This is a genomic window from Xanthomonas sp. NCPPB 901, assembly GCF_056725085.1.
Genome location: NZ_CM161511.1, coordinates 1,767,416 through 1,785,044, shown reverse-complemented (window position 1 = coordinate 1,785,044; position 17,629 = coordinate 1,767,416). Strand labels below are relative to the sequence as shown.

13 protein-coding genes and 1 pseudogene are annotated in these 17,629 nt (G+C 68.9%); 12 read left to right on the top strand and 2 right to left on the bottom strand.

The features are described 5' to 3' along the window. The first annotated feature begins 5 nt into the window (after positions 1-5). The 10 genes from AC1PME_RS07270 to AC1PME_RS07225 all read left to right on the top strand — a co-directional run bounded on the left by AC1PME_RS07270 (position 6) and on the right by AC1PME_RS07225 (position 14,663). Positions 6-1,211, top strand: a complete 1,206-nt coding sequence (locus tag AC1PME_RS07270) for a 1-deoxy-D-xylulose-5-phosphate reductoisomerase (RefSeq protein WP_254460954.1) — start codon at positions 6-8, stop codon at positions 1,209-1,211. Between the two features lie 26 nt (positions 1,212-1,237). Then, positions 1,238-2,596, top strand: a complete 1,359-nt coding sequence (rseP, locus tag AC1PME_RS07265) for an RIP metalloprotease RseP (protein WP_481097743.1) — start codon at positions 1,238-1,240, stop codon at positions 2,594-2,596. Positions 2,597-2,676: 80 nt separating this feature from the next. After that, positions 2,677-5,097 carry an outer membrane protein assembly factor BamA gene (gene bamA, locus AC1PME_RS07260; protein ID WP_254460952.1) on the top strand — a complete coding sequence of 807 codons (2,421 nt, stop codon included), beginning with the start codon at positions 2,677-2,679 and terminating at the stop codon, positions 5,095-5,097. Positions 5,098-5,335: 238 nt separating this feature from the next. Next, positions 5,336-6,358: a UDP-3-O-(3-hydroxymyristoyl)glucosamine N-acyltransferase gene (gene lpxD / locus AC1PME_RS07255; RefSeq protein ID WP_481097742.1), complete on the top strand. Its 1,023-nt coding sequence runs from the start codon at positions 5,336-5,338 to the stop codon at positions 6,356-6,358. After that, positions 6,355-6,810, top strand: a complete 456-nt coding sequence (gene fabZ, locus AC1PME_RS07250; RefSeq protein WP_254460950.1) for a 3-hydroxyacyl-ACP dehydratase FabZ — start codon at positions 6,355-6,357, stop codon at positions 6,808-6,810. Before lpxD ends, fabZ begins: the two co-directional genes overlap by 4 nt. 19 nt (positions 6,811-6,829) lie before the next feature. Beyond that, positions 6,830-7,621, top strand: a complete 792-nt coding sequence (gene lpxA / locus AC1PME_RS07245; RefSeq protein ID WP_481097741.1) for an acyl-ACP--UDP-N-acetylglucosamine O-acyltransferase — start codon at positions 6,830-6,832, stop codon at positions 7,619-7,621. Between the two features lie 23 nt (positions 7,622-7,644). Beyond that, positions 7,645-8,928 (top strand): lipid-A-disaccharide synthase, encoded by a 1,284-nt coding sequence (lpxB, locus tag AC1PME_RS07240; protein WP_481097740.1) that lies wholly within the window; start codon positions 7,645-7,647, stop codon positions 8,926-8,928. After that, entirely contained in the window at positions 8,925-9,620 is a 696-nt protein-coding gene (locus tag AC1PME_RS07235) for a ribonuclease HII (protein ID WP_481097739.1), read from the top strand. The genes lpxB and AC1PME_RS07235 overlap by 4 nt, the downstream gene beginning before the upstream one ends. Positions 9,621-9,779: 159 nt before the next feature. Continuing rightward, on the top strand, positions 9,780-13,367 hold the full coding sequence (dnaE, locus tag AC1PME_RS07230) for a DNA polymerase III subunit alpha (RefSeq protein ID WP_481097738.1): 3,588 nt from the start codon (positions 9,780-9,782) through the stop codon (positions 13,365-13,367). A gap of 336 nt (positions 13,368-13,703) precedes the next feature. Further along, positions 13,704-14,663: an acetyl-CoA carboxylase carboxyltransferase subunit alpha gene (locus AC1PME_RS07225; RefSeq protein WP_254460945.1), complete on the top strand. Its 960-nt coding sequence runs from the start codon at positions 13,704-13,706 to the stop codon at positions 14,661-14,663. Positions 14,664-14,831: 168 nt separating this feature from the next. On the opposite strand, the gene AC1PME_RS07220 is transcribed toward AC1PME_RS07225, so the two are convergent. Further along, complete coding sequence (locus AC1PME_RS07220) at positions 14,832-15,287, bottom strand: CopD family protein (protein WP_254461375.1); 456 nt, start codon at positions 15,285-15,287, stop codon at positions 14,832-14,834. An 81-nt stretch (positions 15,288-15,368) separates the two neighbouring features. On the opposite strand from AC1PME_RS07220, the gene AC1PME_RS07215 reads away from it, so the two are divergent. Together AC1PME_RS07215 and AC1PME_RS07210 are read left to right on the top strand one after the other, a co-directional pair. Next, on the top strand, positions 15,369-15,974 hold the full coding sequence (locus AC1PME_RS07215) for a class I SAM-dependent DNA methyltransferase (RefSeq protein WP_481097737.1): 606 nt from the start codon (positions 15,369-15,371) through the stop codon (positions 15,972-15,974). 63 nt (positions 15,975-16,037) lie between these two features. After that, positions 16,038-17,345 carry a polyhydroxyalkanoate depolymerase gene (locus AC1PME_RS07210; RefSeq protein ID WP_481097736.1) on the top strand — a complete coding sequence of 436 codons (1,308 nt, stop codon included), beginning with the start codon at positions 16,038-16,040 and terminating at the stop codon, positions 17,343-17,345. 68 nt (positions 17,346-17,413) lie between these two features. Here the strand turns inward: AC1PME_RS07210 and AC1PME_RS07205 are convergent. Next, positions 17,414-17,562 (bottom strand): annotated as a pseudogene (locus AC1PME_RS07205) (sensor domain-containing protein); the annotation flags it as partial. Between the last annotated feature and the right edge of the window lie 67 nt (positions 17,563-17,629).

The following is a 17,629-nucleotide window of genomic DNA, read 5'->3' as shown; positions in this document are numbered from 1 at the left end:
AGCCAGTGAACACGCAACGCAGCAAGGCCGCCACGGTCCGCACCATCGCCGTGCTCGGCGCCACCGGCTCGATCGGCGCCTCGGCGCTGGACGTGATCGCGCGCCATCCGCAGCGCCTGCGCGCCGGCGTGCTGGCGGCCGGACGCAACGTCGAGGCGCTGCTGGCGCTGTGCGCCACGCACCGCCCCGCCCATGCGGTGATCGCCGACCCGGCCCTGTACCCGGCGCTGCGCGACGGCCTGCGCGCGGCCGGACTGTCGACCCAGGCGCATGCCGGCGATGCCGCGCTGGACCAGCTGGTGGCCAGCGACGCCTGCGACAGCGTGGTCGCCGCCATCGTCGGCGCCGCCGGCCTGGCCTCGACGCTTGCCGCCGCCCGCGCCGGCAAGCGCCTGCTGCTGGCCAACAAGGAAGCGCTGGTGCTGGCCGGCGAACTGGTCACCGCCGCGGCGGCCGCGGCCGGCGCCGAGATCATCCCGATCGACAGCGAGCACAACGCCATCTTCCAGTGCCTGCGCTCGCGCCAGCCCGGCGCCGAGGTGCGGCGGGTGCTGCTGACCGCCTCCGGCGGCCCGTTCCGCGGCTGGGACCGCGCCCGTCTGCAGACGGTGACCCCGGCGCAGGCGGTGGCGCACCCAAAGTGGTCGATGGGGCCGAAGATCTCGGTCGATTCGGCGACGTTGATGAACAAGGGCCTGGAAGTGATCGAGGCCCACCACCTGTTCGCGCTGGCGCCCGAGCGCATCGAGGTGCTGGTGCACCCGCAGAGCCTGGTGCATTCGCTGGTCGAATTCATCGACGGTTCGACCCTGGCGCAGATGGGCCTGCCGGACATGCGCACCACCCTGGCGGTGGGCCTGGGCTGGCCGGACCGCATCGCCTCCGGGGTCGCCGGGCTGGACCTGCTGGCGCAGGGGCGGCTGGACTTCGAGGCGCCGGACCTGGACGCCTTCCCCTGCCTGGCCCTGGCCTGGCGCGCAATGCAGGCCGGCGGCAGCGCCCCGGCGATCCTGAATGCGGCCAACGAAGTGGCCGTTTCAGCCTTTCTTCAGGGCCGGATCGGTTTCCTAGCGATTCCTGCGCTGGTCGAGAACGCCCTGACCGAGCTGCCCGTGGTCGCGGCCGATTCCCTGGACGCATTGCTGGCGGCGGATGCGCACTCGCGCAAGATCACCGAACTCGCCATTGCCCGCCACTTCGCCCATGCTTGACGCCCACGCCGCCATGAGCCACGCGCATGGGTAATGTCATTGGCTCCGTCTGGTGGATGCTGGTCAGCCTGGGCATCCTGGTGACCTTCCACGAGTTCGGCCATTTCTGGGTCGCCCGCCGCTGCGGGGTCAAGGTGTTGCGCTTCTCGGTGGGCTTCGGCAAGCCGCTGTGGTCGCGCTACGACCGCCATGACACCGAATTCGCGATCGCCGCGATCCCGCTCGGCGGCTACGTGAAGATGCTCGACGAGCGCGAGGGCGAAGTGGACCCGGCCGAGCGTGCCCAGGCCTTCAACAACAAGAGCGTATGGCAGCGCATCGCCATCGTCGCCGCCGGCCCCATCGCCAACCTGATCCTGTGCGTGGCCCTGCTGTGGGCGATGTTCGTGATCGGCAAGCAGGACTACGCGCCCATCGTCGGCCGCGCCGAGGGCCTGGCGCAGCAGGCCGGGTTCCAGCCCGGCGAGCGCATCGTCCGCGTCGGCGACCGCGACGTCGCCACCTGGAGCGAGGCGGCCATGCAGCTGACCGTCGCCGCCATGGACCGCGAGGACGTGCGGGTGGAGACCGAGGACGCGCAGGACGGCGTCAGCCGCACGCATACCCTGCGCCTGTCGCAGCTGCCGGTCGGCTTCGACGAGCAGCAGGTGCCGGCCCTGGCCGGCCTGACCTGGCGCTTCACCCTGCAGCCGGCGGTCATCGCCAACGTCACCCCCGGCTCGGCCGCCGACGGCGTGTTGCGCCCGGGCGACCGCGTGCTGGCGGTGGACGGCACCCCGATCACCAGCGCCGACCAGGTCGCGCCCCAGGTGCAGGCCCTGGGCCGCGACGGCGGCAGCGGCCTGATCGAGGTCGAGCGCAACGGCGAGCGGCTGGCCCTGGAGGTCCATCTCAAGCAGGCCGCCGGCCCCGGCGCGCCGACCTGGAAGCTGGGCGTGGCCATCGGCGAGCAGCGCCGCCCCGCCTACGACGCCACCCTGCGCTACGGCCCGCTGGCGGCGATCCCGGTCGCCTTCCGTGAAACCGGCCAACTGGCCGGCGACACCCTCGGCATCCTGCGCCGCATGCTGACCGGCGAGGCCTCGCTGAAGAACGTGTCCGGCCCCATCACCATCGCCAAGGTCGCCAACGGCTCGGCCAAGCAGGGCCTGGACGGGTTCCTGAATTTCCTGGCGCTGCTGTCGCTGAGCCTGGCGATCATGAACCTGCTGCCGATCCCGATCTTGGACGGCGGGCACTTGCTGTATTACCTTATCGAGTTGGTCAAGGGCAGCCCGCTGAGCGAGCGCGCCATGGCGGCAGGGCAGTTCGTGGGCCTGACGTTGCTGGCAGGACTGATGGGGTTGGCGTTCTACAACGACCTTTTCAGTCAGGCAGTGCGATGACCTGCGCCGATTCACTCGACCCGCTGTCGTCTTGCGCCGGCGCCCATGCAACAACGATATCGACCTCTACCGGACGTGACATGACGAGATTTCCCACTCGCCGCCTGCTAGCCCTCGCCCTCGCCGCCAGCCTCAGCCTGCCGGCCCTGGCCCAGGTAGCGGAGCCCTTCACCGCCAGCGACATCCGCGTCGACGGGCTGCAACGCATTTCGTCCGGCACCGTCTTCACCTACCTGCCGGTGGAACGCGGCGACACCGTCGACGAGGCCAAGGTCGCCGAGGCGATCCGTGCGCTGTACCGCACCGGCTTCTTCGAGGACGTGCGCGTCGATCGCCAGGGCAACATCCTGGTGGTCACGGTCAAGGAACGTCCGGCGATCAACAAGCTGACCGTCACCGGCAACAAGGACATCAAGAGCGAGGAACTGCTCAAGGGTCTGTCGGACATCGGCCTCAGCGAAGGCGGCACCTTCGACCGGCTGAGCCTGGACCGGGTGACCCAGGAGCTGACCCGCCAGTACAACAACCGCGGCAAGTACAACGTCGAGATCACCACGACGGTGAGCCCGCTGGACCGCAACCGCGTCGACGTGGCCATCGCGATCAAGGAAGGCAAGGCGGCCAAGATCCGCCACGTCAACCTGATCGGCACCGAGAAGTTCCTCAACAAGGACATCATGGAGAACTGGGAGTCGCGCGAGCACAACTGGCTGTCCTGGTACCGCCGCGACGACCAGTACTCCAAGGAAAAGCTGTCCGGCGACCTGGAAAAGCTCAACTCCTGGTATCTGGACCGCGGCTACGTCGACTTCAGCGTCGACTCCACCCAGGTCGCGATCAGCCCCGACAAGCGCGACATGTACCTGACCGCCGGCATCACCGAAGGCGAGCAGTACAAGATCTCCGACATCAAGGTCACCGGCGACACCATCCTGCCGCAGGAAGAGATCGAGAAGCTGGTGATTCCCAAGCCGGGCGACACCTTCTCGCGCGCGCTGCTGGAGTACAGCTCCGACGCGATCACCAACACCCTGAGCAACATCGGCTACGCCTTCGCCAAGGTCACCCCGATCCCCACCACCGACCGCGAGAAGCGCACGGTGGCGGTGAACCTGCAGGTGACGCCGGGCCCGCGCGTGTCGGTGCGGCGCATCGTGTTCCGCGGCAACACCCGCACCTCCGACGAAGTGCTGCGCCGCGAAATGCGCCAGTTCGAGGACACCTGGTACTCGCAGGCGGCGATCGACCGTTCCAAGGTCCGCCTGCAGCGCCTGGGCTACTTCGAGTCGGTCGACGTGGAAACGCCGCCGGTGCCGGGCAGCAACGATCAGGTCGACGTGGTCTACAACGTCAAGGAGACCACCTCGGGCAGCTTCACCTTCGGCCTGGGCTACTCGCAGACCTACGGCGTCACCACCTCGGTGCAGCTGTCGCAGAACAATTTCCTCGGCGGCGGCAACCGGGTCGCGGTCGACGCCTCGCGCAGCAGCTACCAGGAGCGCTACGCGTTCTCCTACACCAATCCGTTCTTCACCGACGACGGCGTGTCGCTGGGCTACAACCTGTCGTGGCGCAAGCTGGACTACTCCGACTTCGGCACCGCGCAATACAACAGCACCAACGGCGCGGCGCAGGTGATCTTCGGCGTGCCGATCACCGAGACCGACAGCGTCTCGCTGATGTTCGGCGTCGACAGCAACCAGATCACCACCTACCCCGGCTTCACCCCGCAGGCGATCATCAACTACATCGACGCGATGGGGACCAAGACCTTCCACGCCTGGCGCAGCGAACTGGGCTGGGCGCGCGACACCCGTAACGACTACTTCATGCCGACCGCCGGCATGTATCAGCGCGTGGGCCTGGAAGCCACCCTGCCCGGCTCGACCGTGGAATACTGGAAGCTCAACTACCAGATCTCCAAGTACTGGCCGATCTCGCCAGCGCTGGTGCTCAATACGCGCGCCGAGTTCGGCTATGGCGACAGCTACGGCAGCGACGTGTCGCGCGATATCTGCGGCACCTACACCAGCGATGCGCAAGGCACCACGGTCTATAACCCGCAGGCCTGCGACGGTTCCAACCTGATCCGCCGCGTCACCGCCTCTGGCCTGCCGTTCTACGAGAACTTCTACGCCGGCGGCACCAACTCGGTCCGCGGCTTCGAGGACAACACCCTCGGCCCGCGCTCGGAGGCCACCACCTCGTACCGCCGCGGCCAGCCGCTGGGCGGTTCGTTCAAGACCGTGGGTTCGGCGGAAATGTACTTCCCGAAGCTGTTCGACAGCCCGTCGGCGCGCATTTCGGCGTTCGTGGACGTCGGCAACGTGTTCAACGGCGTGGACAACTTCAAGTCCAACGAACTCCGCGCTTCGACCGGTATCGCGTTGCTGTGGCGCGCACCGGTCGGCCCGATCTCGATCAGCTATGCGATTCCGCTGAAGAAGGAAGACAACGACGAGATCGAGCGGCTGCAGTTCACCTTTGGCGGGCAGTTCTAAAAGAACTGCCCACCCGCTGCCAGGGCTGCGCCCTGGCAGCCAGGTTTTCGCGGCGCGAAAACCTGCTGGGGCTTGGCCTGCCTAATCCCCGCGCCTTCGGCGCGCCCCCTTTAACAAAAGGGGGCTTTACTCCAGCCCGTTGATCGCTATCTGCTCGCAGCTAAGCTTGGGCAGGGTCCGTCGCGCCCTACGCGGCCGTACGTATGACCGTGCTAGTGGCACACGGTAGAATCCCCCGGTGAATACTTCGACCTATACCGCTGACGAGATCGCCGAGCGTTTCGGCCTGCAGGTGCATGGCGACGGCAGCGTCGCGGTGCATGGCGTGGCCACGCTGGCGCAGGCAGGCCCGGGACAGCTCAGCTTCCTGGCCAATCCCCGCTATCGCGCACAACTGGCCGACAGCACCGCGGCGATCGTGGTGCTGCGTGCCGACGACGCCGAGGCGGCGCCGGGTACCGCACTGATCGCGCGCGACCCGTACGTCGCCTTCGCCAAGATCGCCGCGTTGTTCGACGTGGCGCCGGCGCGCCCGCCCGGCATCCATCCCAGCGCCAGCATCGACCCCAGCGCGCAGGTCGCGGCCAGCGCGCATATCGGCGCGTTCGTCAGCATCGGCGCGCGCAGCGTGGTCGGCGAGGGTTGCGTGATCGGCCCCGGCTGCGTGATCGGCGAGGACTGCCAGGTCGGCGCCGGCAGCGAACTGATCGCCCGCGTCACCCTGGTCACCCGGGTGCGCCTGGGCCAGCGCGTGCGCGTGCATCCCGGCGCGGTGCTCGGCGCCGACGGTTTCGGCCTGGCGATGGACGCGGGCCGATGGATCAAGGTGCCGCAGCTGGGCGGCGTGAGCATCGGCGACGATTGCGAGATCGGCGCCAACACCTGCGTGGACCGCGGCGCGCTGGAAGACACCACCCTCGAGGAAGACGTGCGCCTGGACAACCTGGTGCAGGTCGCGCACAACGTGCACATCGGCGCGCACAGCGCCATCGCCGGCTGCACCGGCATCGCCGGCAGCGCCAAGCTCGGCCGCTACGTGATGCTCGGCGGCGCGGTCGGCGTGGTCGGCCACCTGGAGATCTGCGACAAGGTCGTGGTCACCGGCAAGTCGGTCGTGCGCAACTCCATCCACGAGCCGGGCGAGTACTCGTCCGGCACCCCATTGACCGACAACCGCACGTGGCGCAAGAACGCCGCGCGCTTCAAACAGCTCGATGCCCTGGCCCGTCGCATCCTGTCTGTCAGCAAGGAGAAGGAATGAGCCACGATCAGCCCCTGCCGGACATCGCCCAGATCCGCGCACTGCTCCCGCACCGCTACCCGTTCCTGCTGGTGGACAAGGTGGTTTCGCTGGACTTCGAGAACCGCAAGATCGTCGCGCACAAGAACGTGAGCGTGAACGAGCCGTTCTTCCAGGGGCATTTCCCGGGGCAGCCGATCATGCCGGGCGTGCTGATCATCGAGGCGCTGGCGCAGGCCGGCGGCATCCTGACCCAACTGGCGATGGGCCGCGACGCGCAGTCCAAGCTGTTCTACATGGTCAAGGTCGACAATGCCCGCTTCAGCAGCCAGGTCGTGCCCGGCGACGTGCTGGAACTGCACGTGGAGATCAAGCGGGTGATCCGCAACATGGCGGTGTACTACGGCGAAGCCAAGGTCGAAGGCAAGGTCGTGGCCTGCGCCGAAGTGCTGTGCGCCGGCACCCGCGAATGACCCTGGCAGGAGACCTGCGATGAGCGCGAATGCCCCCCTGATCCACCCGTCCGCCGTCATCGACCCGGCGGCGACGCTGGCCGCCGACGTGCGCGTCGGCGCCTTCACCGTGATCGGCGCGGACGTGGAAATCGGCGAAGGCTGCGAGATCGGCTCGCATTGCAGCATCGTCGGTCCGACCCGCCTGGGTCGCGACAACCGCCTGGTCGGCCACGTCGCGCTCGGCGGCGACCCGCAGGACAAGAAGTTCGCCGGCGAACGCACCGAACTGGTGATCGGCGACCGCAACGTGATCCGCGAGTTCGTCACCATCAGCCGCGGCACCGGCAGCGGCGGCGGCATCACCCGGGTCGGCAGCGACAACTGGTTCCTCGCCTACACCCACGTCGCCCACGACTGCATCGTCGGCAACCACTGCGTGTTCTCCAACAACACCACCCTGGCCGGGCACGTGGAGGTGGGCGACCACGTCATCATCAGCGGCTTCGCCGGTGCCCACCAGTTCTGCCGCATCGGCGATCACGCCTTCCTCGGCATGGGCGCGCTGATCAACGGCGACGTGCCGCCGTTCACCATGGTCGGCGGCAATTCGCTGGGGCGCCCGCGCGGCATCAACAGCGAAGGGCTGAAGCGCCGCGGTTTCGATCCCGAACGCGTGGCCGCGATCAAGCGCGCCTACCGCGCGCTGTACGTGGCCGCCCTGCCGCTGGCCGAGGCCAAGCACCAGCTGGCGCTGCTGGCCGAAGGCAGCGAGGACGTGCGCGCGATGCTGGAATTCATCGAATCCAGCGAGCGGCCGTTGTTGCGATGACGGTCGGGAATGGGGAATCGGGAATGGGGAATGGGAAGAGCGGCCGCCCGCCCGGCCCCGGCTCCGCTGTTGCTTCAACCATTCCCCATTCCCCATTCCCCATTCCCGGCGCAGCACCGCTGCGCATCGCCCTGGTCGCCGGCGAAGCCTCCGGCGACCTGCTCGGCGCGGGGCTGATCGAGGCGCTGCGCGCGCGCTATCCGGATGCCGAGTTCGCCGGGGTCGGCGGCGAGGCGATGCGCCAGGCCGGATGCCAGACCTGGTTCGACGCCAGCGAGCTGGCGGTGATGGGCCTGCTGGAAGTGCTGCGGCATCTGCCGCGCCTGCTGAAGCTGCGCCGCGCGCTGCGCGAGCGGCTGCTGGCCTGGCGCCCGGACGTGTTCGTCGGCATCGACGCCCCCGACTTCAACCTGGGCGTGGAGCGCTGGCTGAAGCGGCGCGGGCTGCGCACGGTGCATTACGTCAGCCCCTCGGTGTGGGCCTGGCGCGAGCAGCGCGCGGCCAAGATCGGCGCCAGCGCCGACCGGGTGCTGTGCCTGTTCCCGATGGAGCCGCCGATCTACGCCAGGCACGGCGTGGACGCGCGCTTCGTCGGCCACCCGATGGCCGACGCGATCGCGTTGCACGAGGACCGCGGCGCGGCGCGCAGCGCCCTTGGCCTGGGCGCCGACGTGCCGGTGCTGGCGGTCCTGCCGGGCAGCCGCCTGGGCGAGATCGGCAAGCTCGGCGACACCTTCTTCGCTGCCGCCGCGCAGGTGCTGCAGCAGCTTCCGCACGCGCGCGTGCTGGTGCCGGCCGCCAATGCCGCCTGCAAGGCGCTGATCGCCGAGCAACTCGCGCGCTCGGCCTTGCCGCCGGCCGCCACCCAGGTGCTGGACGGCCACGCGCGCACCGCCCTGCTCGCTGCCGACGCGGTGCTGCTGGCGTCCGGCACCGCGACCCTGGAAGCGATGCTGGTGAAGCGGCCGATGGTGGTCGGCTACAAGGTCGCCCCGCTCACCTACCGCATCGTCAAGGCGCTGGGGTTGCTGAAGGTGGACCGCTACGCCCTGCCCAACATCCTCGCCGGCCACGACCTGGCGCCGGAGCTGATGCAGGACGCCTGCACCCCCGACGCGCTGGCCGCCGCGCTGCTGCACTGGCTGCGCAACCCGCAGGCGGTGGCGGCGCTGCAGCCCGAGTACGAACGCCTGCATCGGCTGCTGCGCCAGGACGCCTCGGCGCGCGCGGCCGATGCGGTGCTCGAATTGCTGGAGGGCCGGGATTCGGGAATGGGGAATCGGGAATCGTCAGGAGCAACGGCATGAAGCGCTCCCTTTCTCCATCGTCGCCACAGCAGCCGCTTTTACCCCATTCCCCATTCCCCACTCCCGATTCCCGGCTCTACGCCGGCGTCGACGAAGCCGGCCGCGGCCCCCTGGCCGGGCCGGTGGCGGTGGCGGCGGTGGTGTTCGATCCGGGCCGCACCCGCATCAACGGGCTGGACGATTCCAAGCAACTGACCGCGGCGCGGCGCGAGACGCTGTACGCGCGCATCGTCGAGCGCGCGCTGGCCTGGCAGGTGGTGCTGATCGAGGCCGAGGAGATCGACCGCCTGAACATCTATCAGGCGACCATGCTGGGCATGCGCCGCGCGGTCGAAGGCGTGGCCCATGTGGCCGGTTTCGCCCGCATCGACGGCAACCGCGTGCCCAAGGGCCTGCCCTGCGCCGCCGAGGCGCTGGTCGGCGGCGACGGCCTGGACCGCGCGATCATGGCCGCCTCGATCGTCGCCAAGGTCACCCGCGACCGCATCATGCAGCGCCTGCACGACGAACACCCGCACTACGGCTTCGACCTGCACAAGGGCTACGCCACTCCGGCGCACCTGGCGGCGCTGGCCGCGCACGGCCCCTGCGTCCACCACCGGCGTAGCTTCGCGCCGGTCAGGATGGCCCTTGCGGGCCGGGATTCGGCAGCGGAGATTGGGGATTCGCTGGAGTCGCTGCAGCTCGCGTAAGACCTTCACCGGGGATAGGCGGGCAATCACGCGCACTCACCGCCCACTGAGACCGCAACCAATCCCCAATCCCCACTCCCGAATCCCCGCCCCTCGCTGTCAAGCCTTGCCCGGCTCGCCCCCCGCCGCTACCCTGCCCGGGCATCGCTCTGGTTCCGCATGTCCACTTCCCGCTTCGCCCATCTGCACATCCACACCGAGTTCTCGCTGGCGGATTCGACCATCCGTGTGCCCGAGAAACCGGATCAGGCTGACCCGAAGAAAGCCAAGCAGGCCAACCTGCTCAGCCGCGCGGTGGAGCTGGACCTGCCCGCGCTGGCGGTCACCGACCTCAACAACCTGTTCGCGCTGGTCAAGTTCTACAAGGCCGCCGAAGGCGTGGGCATCAAGCCGATCGCCGGCGCCGACCTGCTGATCGCCGACGGCACCCAGGCGCCGTGGCGGCTGACCGTGCTGTGCCGCAACCGCGACGGCTACCTCAGCCTGTCGCGGCTGCTGACCCGCGCCTGGCTGGAAGGCCACCGCAACGAAGGCGGCGTGGCGCTGCGCCCGGAATGGCTGCAGACCGGCAGCGACAACCTGTTCGCCTTGGCCGGCCGCGAGAGCCTAGCCGGGCGCCTGGCCAGCGAAGGCCGCCACGACCTGGCCGAGCAGCAACTGGCCGACTGGCAGCGCATCTTCGGCGACGGCCTGCACCTGGAACTGACCCGAACCGGCCGCGACGGCGAGGAGGCGTTCAACCAGTTCGCCCTGCACGCCGCCGGCACCCGCGGCCTGCCGGTGGTCGCCAGCAACGACGTGCGCTTCCTGTACGCCAGCGATTTCGCCGCGCACGAGGCGCGCGTGTGCATCTCCTCCGGCCGCGTGCTCGACGATCCCAAGCGCCCGCGCGACTACAGCGACCAGCAGTACCTGAAGTCGGCCGAGGAGATGGCCGCGCTGTTCGCCGACATCCCCGACGCGATCGACAACACCCTGGCACTGGCGCAACGCTGCAACATCGAGATGCAGCTGGGCACCTACTTCCTGCCCGCCTACCCGGTGCCCGACGACGAGACGCTGGACAGCTGGATCCGCAGCCAGTCGCGCGAGGGCCTGGCCGCGCGCCTGGAGAAGAATCCGTTGGCGCCCGGCAAGACCCGCCAGGACTACGTGGACCGGCTCGAGTTCGAGCTGGACACCATCATCAAGATGGGTTTCCCCGGCTACTTCCTGATCGTGGCCGACTTCATCCAGTGGGGCAAGAACCAGGGCATTCCGATCGGCCCGGGCCGCGGCTCCGGCGCCGGTTCGCTGGTGGCGTGGGCGCTGCAGATCACCGACCTGGACCCACTGCCGTACAACCTGCTGTTCGAGCGCTTCCTCAATCCGGAACGCGTGTCGATGCCCGACTTCGACATCGACTTCTGCATGGACCGCCGCGACGAGGTGATCGACTACGTGGCGCGCAAGTACGGGCGCGACCGGGTCAGCCAGATCATCACCTACGGCACCATGGCGGCCAAGGCGGTGGTGCGCGATTGCGGCCGCGTGCTCGGCTTCCCGTACGGCCTGGTCGACGGCGTCGCCAAGCTGATCCCCAACATCCTCGGCATCACGCTGAAGGATGCGATGGGCGAAGGCAAGGACAGCGAGATGGCCTCGCCGGAGCTGATCCAGCGCTACCAGGCCGAGGACGACGTCCGCGACCTGATGGACCTGGCGCGGCAGCTTGAGGACCTGACCCGCAATGCCGGCAAGCACGCCGGCGGCGTGGTGATCGCGCCGACGCCGCTGTCGGATTTCTGCCCGCTGTTCGCCGAACACGATGTCGACAACCTGGGCAAGAACCCGGTCACCCAGTTCGACAAGGACGACGTCGAACAGGTCGGCCTGGTCAAGTTCGACTTCCTCGGCCTGCGCACCCTGACCATCATCGACTGGGCGGTGAAGGCGATCAACGTGCGCCACGCGCGCGCCGGCATCCCGCCGGTGGAGATCGCCGCGATCCCGCTCGACGACGCGCCGACCTACAAGGGCATCTTCGCCTCGGGCAACACCGGCGCGGTGTTCCAGTTCGAATCCTCGGGCATGCGCCGGCTGCTGAAGGACGCCCGCCCCGACCGCTTCGAGGATCTCATCGCGCTGGTGTCGCTGTACCGCCCCGGCCCGATGGACCTGATCCCCTCGTTCAACGCGCGCAAGCACGGCCAGGAGGAGATCGTCTATCCCGATCCGCGCACCGAAGCGATCCTGAAGGACACCTACGGCATCATGGTGTACCAGGAGCAGGTGATGCAGATGGCGCAGATCGTCGGCGGCTACTCGCTGGGCGGCGCCGACCTGCTGCGCCGCGCGATGGGCAAGAAGGTGCCGGCGGAAATGGCCAAGCACCGCGAGATCTTCCGCGAGGGCGCGGCCAAGGGCGGCGTCGGCGAGGCCAAGGCCGACGAAATCTTCGACCTGATGGAGAAGTTCGCCGGCTACGGCTTCAACAAGTCGCACGCCGCCGCCTACGCGCTGGTCAGCTACCAGACCGCGTGGCTGAAACGCCACTACCCGGCCGAGTTCATGGCGGCCACGCTGTCCTCGGACATGGACAACACCGACAAGGTGGTCGGCTTCCTCGACGAGGTGCGCAACCTCGGCCTGACCGTGCTGCCGCCGCGCATCAACGCCTCGGCCTACATGTTCGAGGCGGCCACCCCGGACACCATCCAGTACGGCCTGGGCGCGATCAAGGGCGTGGGCCGCGGCGCCTGCGAGGCGATCGTGGCCGAACGCGAGCGCGGCGGCGAATACGCCTCGCTGCTGGATTTCTGCACCCGCGTGGAATCGGCCAAGCTCAACAAGCGCACGCTCGAGGCGATGATCAACGCCGGTGCGATGGACGGGCTGGGCAGCAACCGCGCCACGCTCATGCTGCAGTTGCCGGAGGTGATGAAGGCCACCGAACAGATGGCGCGCGAGCGTGCCTCCGGGCAGAACTCGCTGTTCGGCGGCGCCGACACCAGCGCGCCGGCGCTGCGCCTGGACCTGCCGGAGAGCAAGGAGTGGCCGCTGGGCCAGTTGCTGGCCGGCGAACGCGAGACGCTGGGCTTCTACCTCAGCGGCCATCCGTTCGATCCGTACCGCGACGAAGTGCGCGAACTGGTCGGCTGCGACCTGAGCGCGCTGGAGAAGATCTGCGCGCAATCCGGCGGCGGCCGCGGTGGTGGCGGCGACGGCGAGAAGCGCGCCTGGCGCCCGGAGGTCAGCGCGATCCTCGCCGGCCAGGTGGTCGGCGTGCGCCGCAAGGGCGACAGCCAGGTGTTCGTGCAACTGGAGGACGGCCGCGGCCGCATCGAGTGCAGCGCGTTCTCCGACGCCATCGCCGAGTTCGGCCACCTGCTGACCCGCGACCGCATCCTGATCGTCAAGGGCGGCGTGCGCGAGGACGAATTCAATGGCGGCTACGCGATGCGCATCCGCCAGTGCTGGGACTACGAGCAGATCTGCACGCACCACGCGCAGCGCCTGTCGCTGCGCCTGGACCTGCGCCAGCGCAGCGCCTGGCCGCGCATCGACGGCCTGCTCGCCCGCCACCGCCCGGGCAAGACCCCGCTGCGCCTGGACCTGCTGCTGCAGTCGGCGCAGGGCGGCATCGCCGGCATGCTCGACCTCAACGGCAGCCATTCGGTGCGCGTGGATCCGCAACTGCTGGACGCCCTGCGCGGCGACCCCGCGGTGCGCGCGGTGAAGGTCAAGTACAGCCCGCCATGGGCGTGAGCCGGGATTGGGGAATCGGGAATGGGGAATCGCAAAAGCCGGCCTCCCGGTTGCGTGAACATCGCGCGCAACCGCCCCGCTCTTCCGATTCACCATGTGCTTGAGCCGGGAATGGGGAATCGGGAGTCGGGAATCGTAGAAGCCGACCTCCCGATGGCGTGAACATCGCGCGGAGCCGCCCCGCTCTTGCCATTCCCCATTCCCCATTCCCCATTCCCCGTTCCCGATTCCCGATTCCCGATTCCCCATTCCCGGCCTCGTCCCCCCGTTCCCCCCCGTACGGGCCATCCGCATCGCTTCGGCTACACTTCCCCCTTTAGTTCTCCACGGCTTCCAATGAACCCGAACTACCTCGACTTCGAGCAACCCATCGCCGATCTGGAAGCCAAGATCCAGGAACTGCGCAACGCCAGCACCGGCCCGGCGGTCAACGTCGAGACCGAGGTCGGGGCACTGGAGGACAAGCTGCGGGTGCGTACCGCGCAGATCTTCCGCGACCTGTCCTCGTGGCAGATCTCGCAGCTGGCGCGGCATCCGCAGCGCCCGTACACGCTGGACTACATCAACGTGTTCTGCGACGAGTTCCAGGAACTGGCCGGCGACCGTGCGTTCGCCGACGACAAGGCCATCGTCGGCGGCCTCGGCCGCATCGACGGCCGCGCGGTGGTGATCATCGGCCACCAGAAGGGCCGCGACACCAAGAGCAAGATCGCGCGCAATTTCGGCATGCCGCGCCCGGAAGGCTATCGCAAGGCGCTGCGCCTGATGAAGCTGGCCGAGCGCTTCAAGCTGCCGCTGCTGACCTTCATCGACACCCCCGGCGCCTACCCCGGCATCGGCGCCGAGGAGCGCGGCCAGAGCGAGGCGATCGCGCGCAACCTGCTGGAGATGGCCGAACTGAAGGTACCGGTGATCTGCACCGTGATCGGCGAAGGCGGCTCCGGCGGCGCACTGGCCATCGGCGTGGGCGACCGCACCCTGATGCTCGAGTACAGCACCTATTCGGTGATCTCGCCGGAGGGCTGCGCCTCGATCCTGTGGAAGGACGCGTCCAAGGCCAAGGACGCCGCCGAGCAACTCGGCCTGACCGCCAAGCGCCTGTCCGCGCTGGGCCTGGTCGACAAGGTGATCCGCGAACCGATCGGCGGCGCCCACCGCAACCCGACGCAGATGGCCAAGCGCCTGAAGGCGGTGCTGCTCAACGAACTGCACGCCCTGGAACAGCAGCCGATCGAGCAGTTGCTGGAGAAGCGCTACGCGCGCCTGCGCGGCTACGGCGCGTACGAGACGGCGTGATCGCAGCGGCGGAGCCGCTGCGGGGAATCGGGAAACGGGAATGGGGAATGGGAAAAGCTGGCCGCCTCGACGCTGTGGCATGCGAGACGAATCCGGCTCGCGCTCTAACAGCTAGCGTCGCGCCGCTTTACCCATTCCCGTCTCTCCATTCCCCATTCCCAGCCCCACTCAAAACGGCTTCGCCAGCACCAACCAGATCACCACCAGCAACCCCAGCACCGGCAGTTCGTTGAACAGGCGCAGCGCGCGCGAGGACGGCAGGGGTTGCGCCTGGTCCACGCGCTTGAGCCAGCGGCCGGTGAAGATGTAGTAGGCCAGCATCAGCGCCACCAGGCCGAGCTTGGCGTGCAGCCAGCCGCTGTGGCCGGGTGCGACCATGGTCGGGAAGTCCGGCAGCACCTTGTAGCCCAGCCACAGGGTCAGCCCCAGCAGCAGCGCCAGGCCGAACATGCTGTGGCCGAAGCGGTACAGGCGCCGCCCCATCAGCGCCAGGCGCGCCTGCACCTGCGGCTGGCCCGCGCTCTCGGCGATGTTGACCAGGATCCGCGGCAGGTAGAACACCGCCGCCATCCATGCGATCACGAACAGCAGATGCAGGGACTTGATCCACAGGTAGAGTTGCATGCGCTGGCTCCGGGTCGCTGGCGTAGGATGTGCGGCCATTTTCGCCGATTCGTCCGGCGCCCGCACGGACCACACGCCCGCATGGACAAACAGTACGACGCCGCCTACTTCCAACGCTGGTATCGCCACAACGGCATCGGCGACGCCGCGCGCCTGGCGCGCAAGGTCGCGCTCGCCGTGGCCCAGGCCGAGTACTACCTGGAACGGCCGATCCGCAGCGTGCTCGACATCGGCTGCGGCGAAGGCGCCTGGCGCGCGCCGCTGCTGAAGCTGCGGCCGAAGCTGCATTATCTCGGCTTCGACAGCAGCGACTACGCAGTGGCGCGCTATGGCCGCCACCGCAACCTGCATCCGGCGCGCTTCGGCGATTTCGCCTGGCTGCGGCCGTGCGCGCCGGTGGACCTGCTGGTGTGTTCGGACGTGCTGCACTACGTGCCCAGCCGCGAACTGCGCCAGGGCCTGCCCGGCCTGGTGGAACTGTGCGGCGGCGTGGCCTTCCTGGAGACCTTCGCCGCCGAGGACGACTTCGATGGCGACCACGCCGGCTTCCAGCCGCGCGCGGCGCGGTGGTACCGGCGCCAGTTCGGTGCGCTCGGGCTGCGCCCGGTCGGCAGTCATTGCTGGCTGGCGCCAGCGCTGGCGGGGGATGCGGCCGCCCTGGAGACGATTGGTCTGGCGCCCCATTAAGGTGCAAGCGCCCCGGATGGGGTATGCTGCACGGCAGCATACGCTCAGGATGGAAACGCCGGCATGCTCTACCAGTGGCACGAACTGACCCGTAACCTGCTTGCCCCCTGGGTCCACCAGGCCGAAGCCAACGCCAAGATCTTCTCCGACGCGAACAGCCTGTGGGCGACCCTGCCGGGCGCCGAGCGTCTGGCCGCCAGCAACGAGTTGATGCATCGCCTGGGCAAGGACTACGAGAAGCCGGCCTGGGCGCTGGACCATGTCGACGTGGATGGCCACGCGCTGCCGATCGTCGAGCAGGAAGTGCTGCGCAAGCCGTTCTGCCGCCTGCTGCGCTTCAAGCGTTTCAGCGACGACGCCAAGGTCGTGGACGGACTCAAGCGGCAGCCGGCCGTGCTGGTGGTGGCGCCGCTGTCCGGCCACCACGCCACGCTGCTGCGCGACACCGTGCGCACCCTGCTGCGCGACCACAAGGTCTACGTCACCGACTGGATCGACGCGCGCATGGTGCCGCAGGCCGAAGGCGATTTCGGCCTGAACGACTACGTGCGCTACGTGCAGGACTTCATCCGCCACATCGGCGCCGAATCGCTGCACGTGATGAGCGTGTGCCAGCCGACCGTGCCGGTGCTGGCGGCGGTGTCGCTGATGGCCGGACGCGGCGAGACCACGCCGCGCTCGCTGGTGATGATGGGCGGCCCGATCGACGCGCGCCGCAGCCCCACCGAAGTCAACAATCTGGCCACGCGCAATCCGCTGTCCTGGTTCGAGCACAACGTCATCCACAGCGTGCCGCCGGCCTACCCCGGCCACGGCCGCGAGGTCTATCCGGGCTTCCTGCAGCACATCGGCTTCCTGGCGATGAACCCGAGCCGGCACTTCATGTCGCACTGGGATTTCTACGCCAACCTGGTCAAGGGCGACCTGCAGGACGCCGAGGCGCACCGCCGCTTCTACGACGAGTACAACGCGGTGCTGGACATGCCGGCCACCTACTACCTGGACACCATCCGCGTGGTGTTCCAGGAGTTCCTGCTGCCGCGCGGGGAATGGGTGATCGACGGAGAACGCGTCGATCCCGCCGCGATCCGCGACACCGCGCTGCTCAGCATCGAAGGCGAACTGGACGACATCTCCGGCCTGGGCCAGACCGCGGCCGCGCACGACCTGTGCACCGGCATCCCCGCCGCGCGCCGCCAGCACCTGGAAGTGCAAGGCGCCGGCCATTACGGCATCTTCAGCGGCCGCCGCTGGCGCGAGATCGTGTATCCGCAGGTGCGCGCCTTCATCGCCGCCAACGCCGGCGCCAGCCGCGCACCGGCCGGCAACGTCACCCCGCTCAAGCGCCGCGGCAGCCGCAAGGCGGGCTGAGCCGCCTCGACGCCCGCGGCGCGACACGCCGCGGGCAGTCCACTCAAGGCGCTTCGCTGCGCACCAGCACAGGCTGCCGTAGGCGCGCGGGTCGGCCGACCACGCCGAAGAAGCGCCCGGCCCGCGAGCGCCGCTTCGGCGGCACTGGCGGGCGCAGCGCGCGGTGCACCCTCACTTCTGTATCGCGCTAGATCTCGGCCACGTCATCCGGCGCGCCGCCCCTGCCCGTGCCCGGCGACAAACGTTTCGGCAACGTCGCGCTGGCTACACTGCGGGACCTTCCT

Coding starts and splice junctions, on each gene's coding strand:
- rseP (WP_481097743.1), top strand. CDS start 1,238: ATGGGTAATGTCATTGGCTCCGTCTGGTGGATGCTGGTCAGCCTGGGC.
- bamA (WP_254460952.1), top strand. CDS start 2,677: ATGACGAGATTTCCCACTCGCCGCCTGCTAGCCCTCGCCCTCGCCGCC.
- fabZ (WP_254460950.1), top strand. CDS start 6,355: ATGAGCCACGATCAGCCCCTGCCGGACATCGCCCAGATCCGCGCACTG.
- lpxA (WP_481097741.1), top strand. CDS start 6,830: ATGAGCGCGAATGCCCCCCTGATCCACCCGTCCGCCGTCATCGACCCG.
- lpxB (WP_481097740.1), top strand. CDS start 7,645: ATGGGGAATGGGAAGAGCGGCCGCCCGCCCGGCCCCGGCTCCGCTGTT.
- AC1PME_RS07235 (WP_481097739.1), top strand. CDS start 8,925: ATGAAGCGCTCCCTTTCTCCATCGTCGCCACAGCAGCCGCTTTTACCC.
- dnaE (WP_481097738.1), top strand. CDS start 9,780: ATGTCCACTTCCCGCTTCGCCCATCTGCACATCCACACCGAGTTCTCG.
- AC1PME_RS07225 (WP_254460945.1), top strand. CDS start 13,704: ATGAACCCGAACTACCTCGACTTCGAGCAACCCATCGCCGATCTGGAA.
- AC1PME_RS07220 (WP_254461375.1), bottom strand. CDS start 15,287: ATGCAACTCTACCTGTGGATCAAGTCCCTGCATCTGCTGTTCGTGATC.
- AC1PME_RS07215 (WP_481097737.1), top strand. CDS start 15,369: ATGGACAAACAGTACGACGCCGCCTACTTCCAACGCTGGTATCGCCAC.
- AC1PME_RS07210 (WP_481097736.1), top strand. CDS start 16,038: ATGCTCTACCAGTGGCACGAACTGACCCGTAACCTGCTTGCCCCCTGG.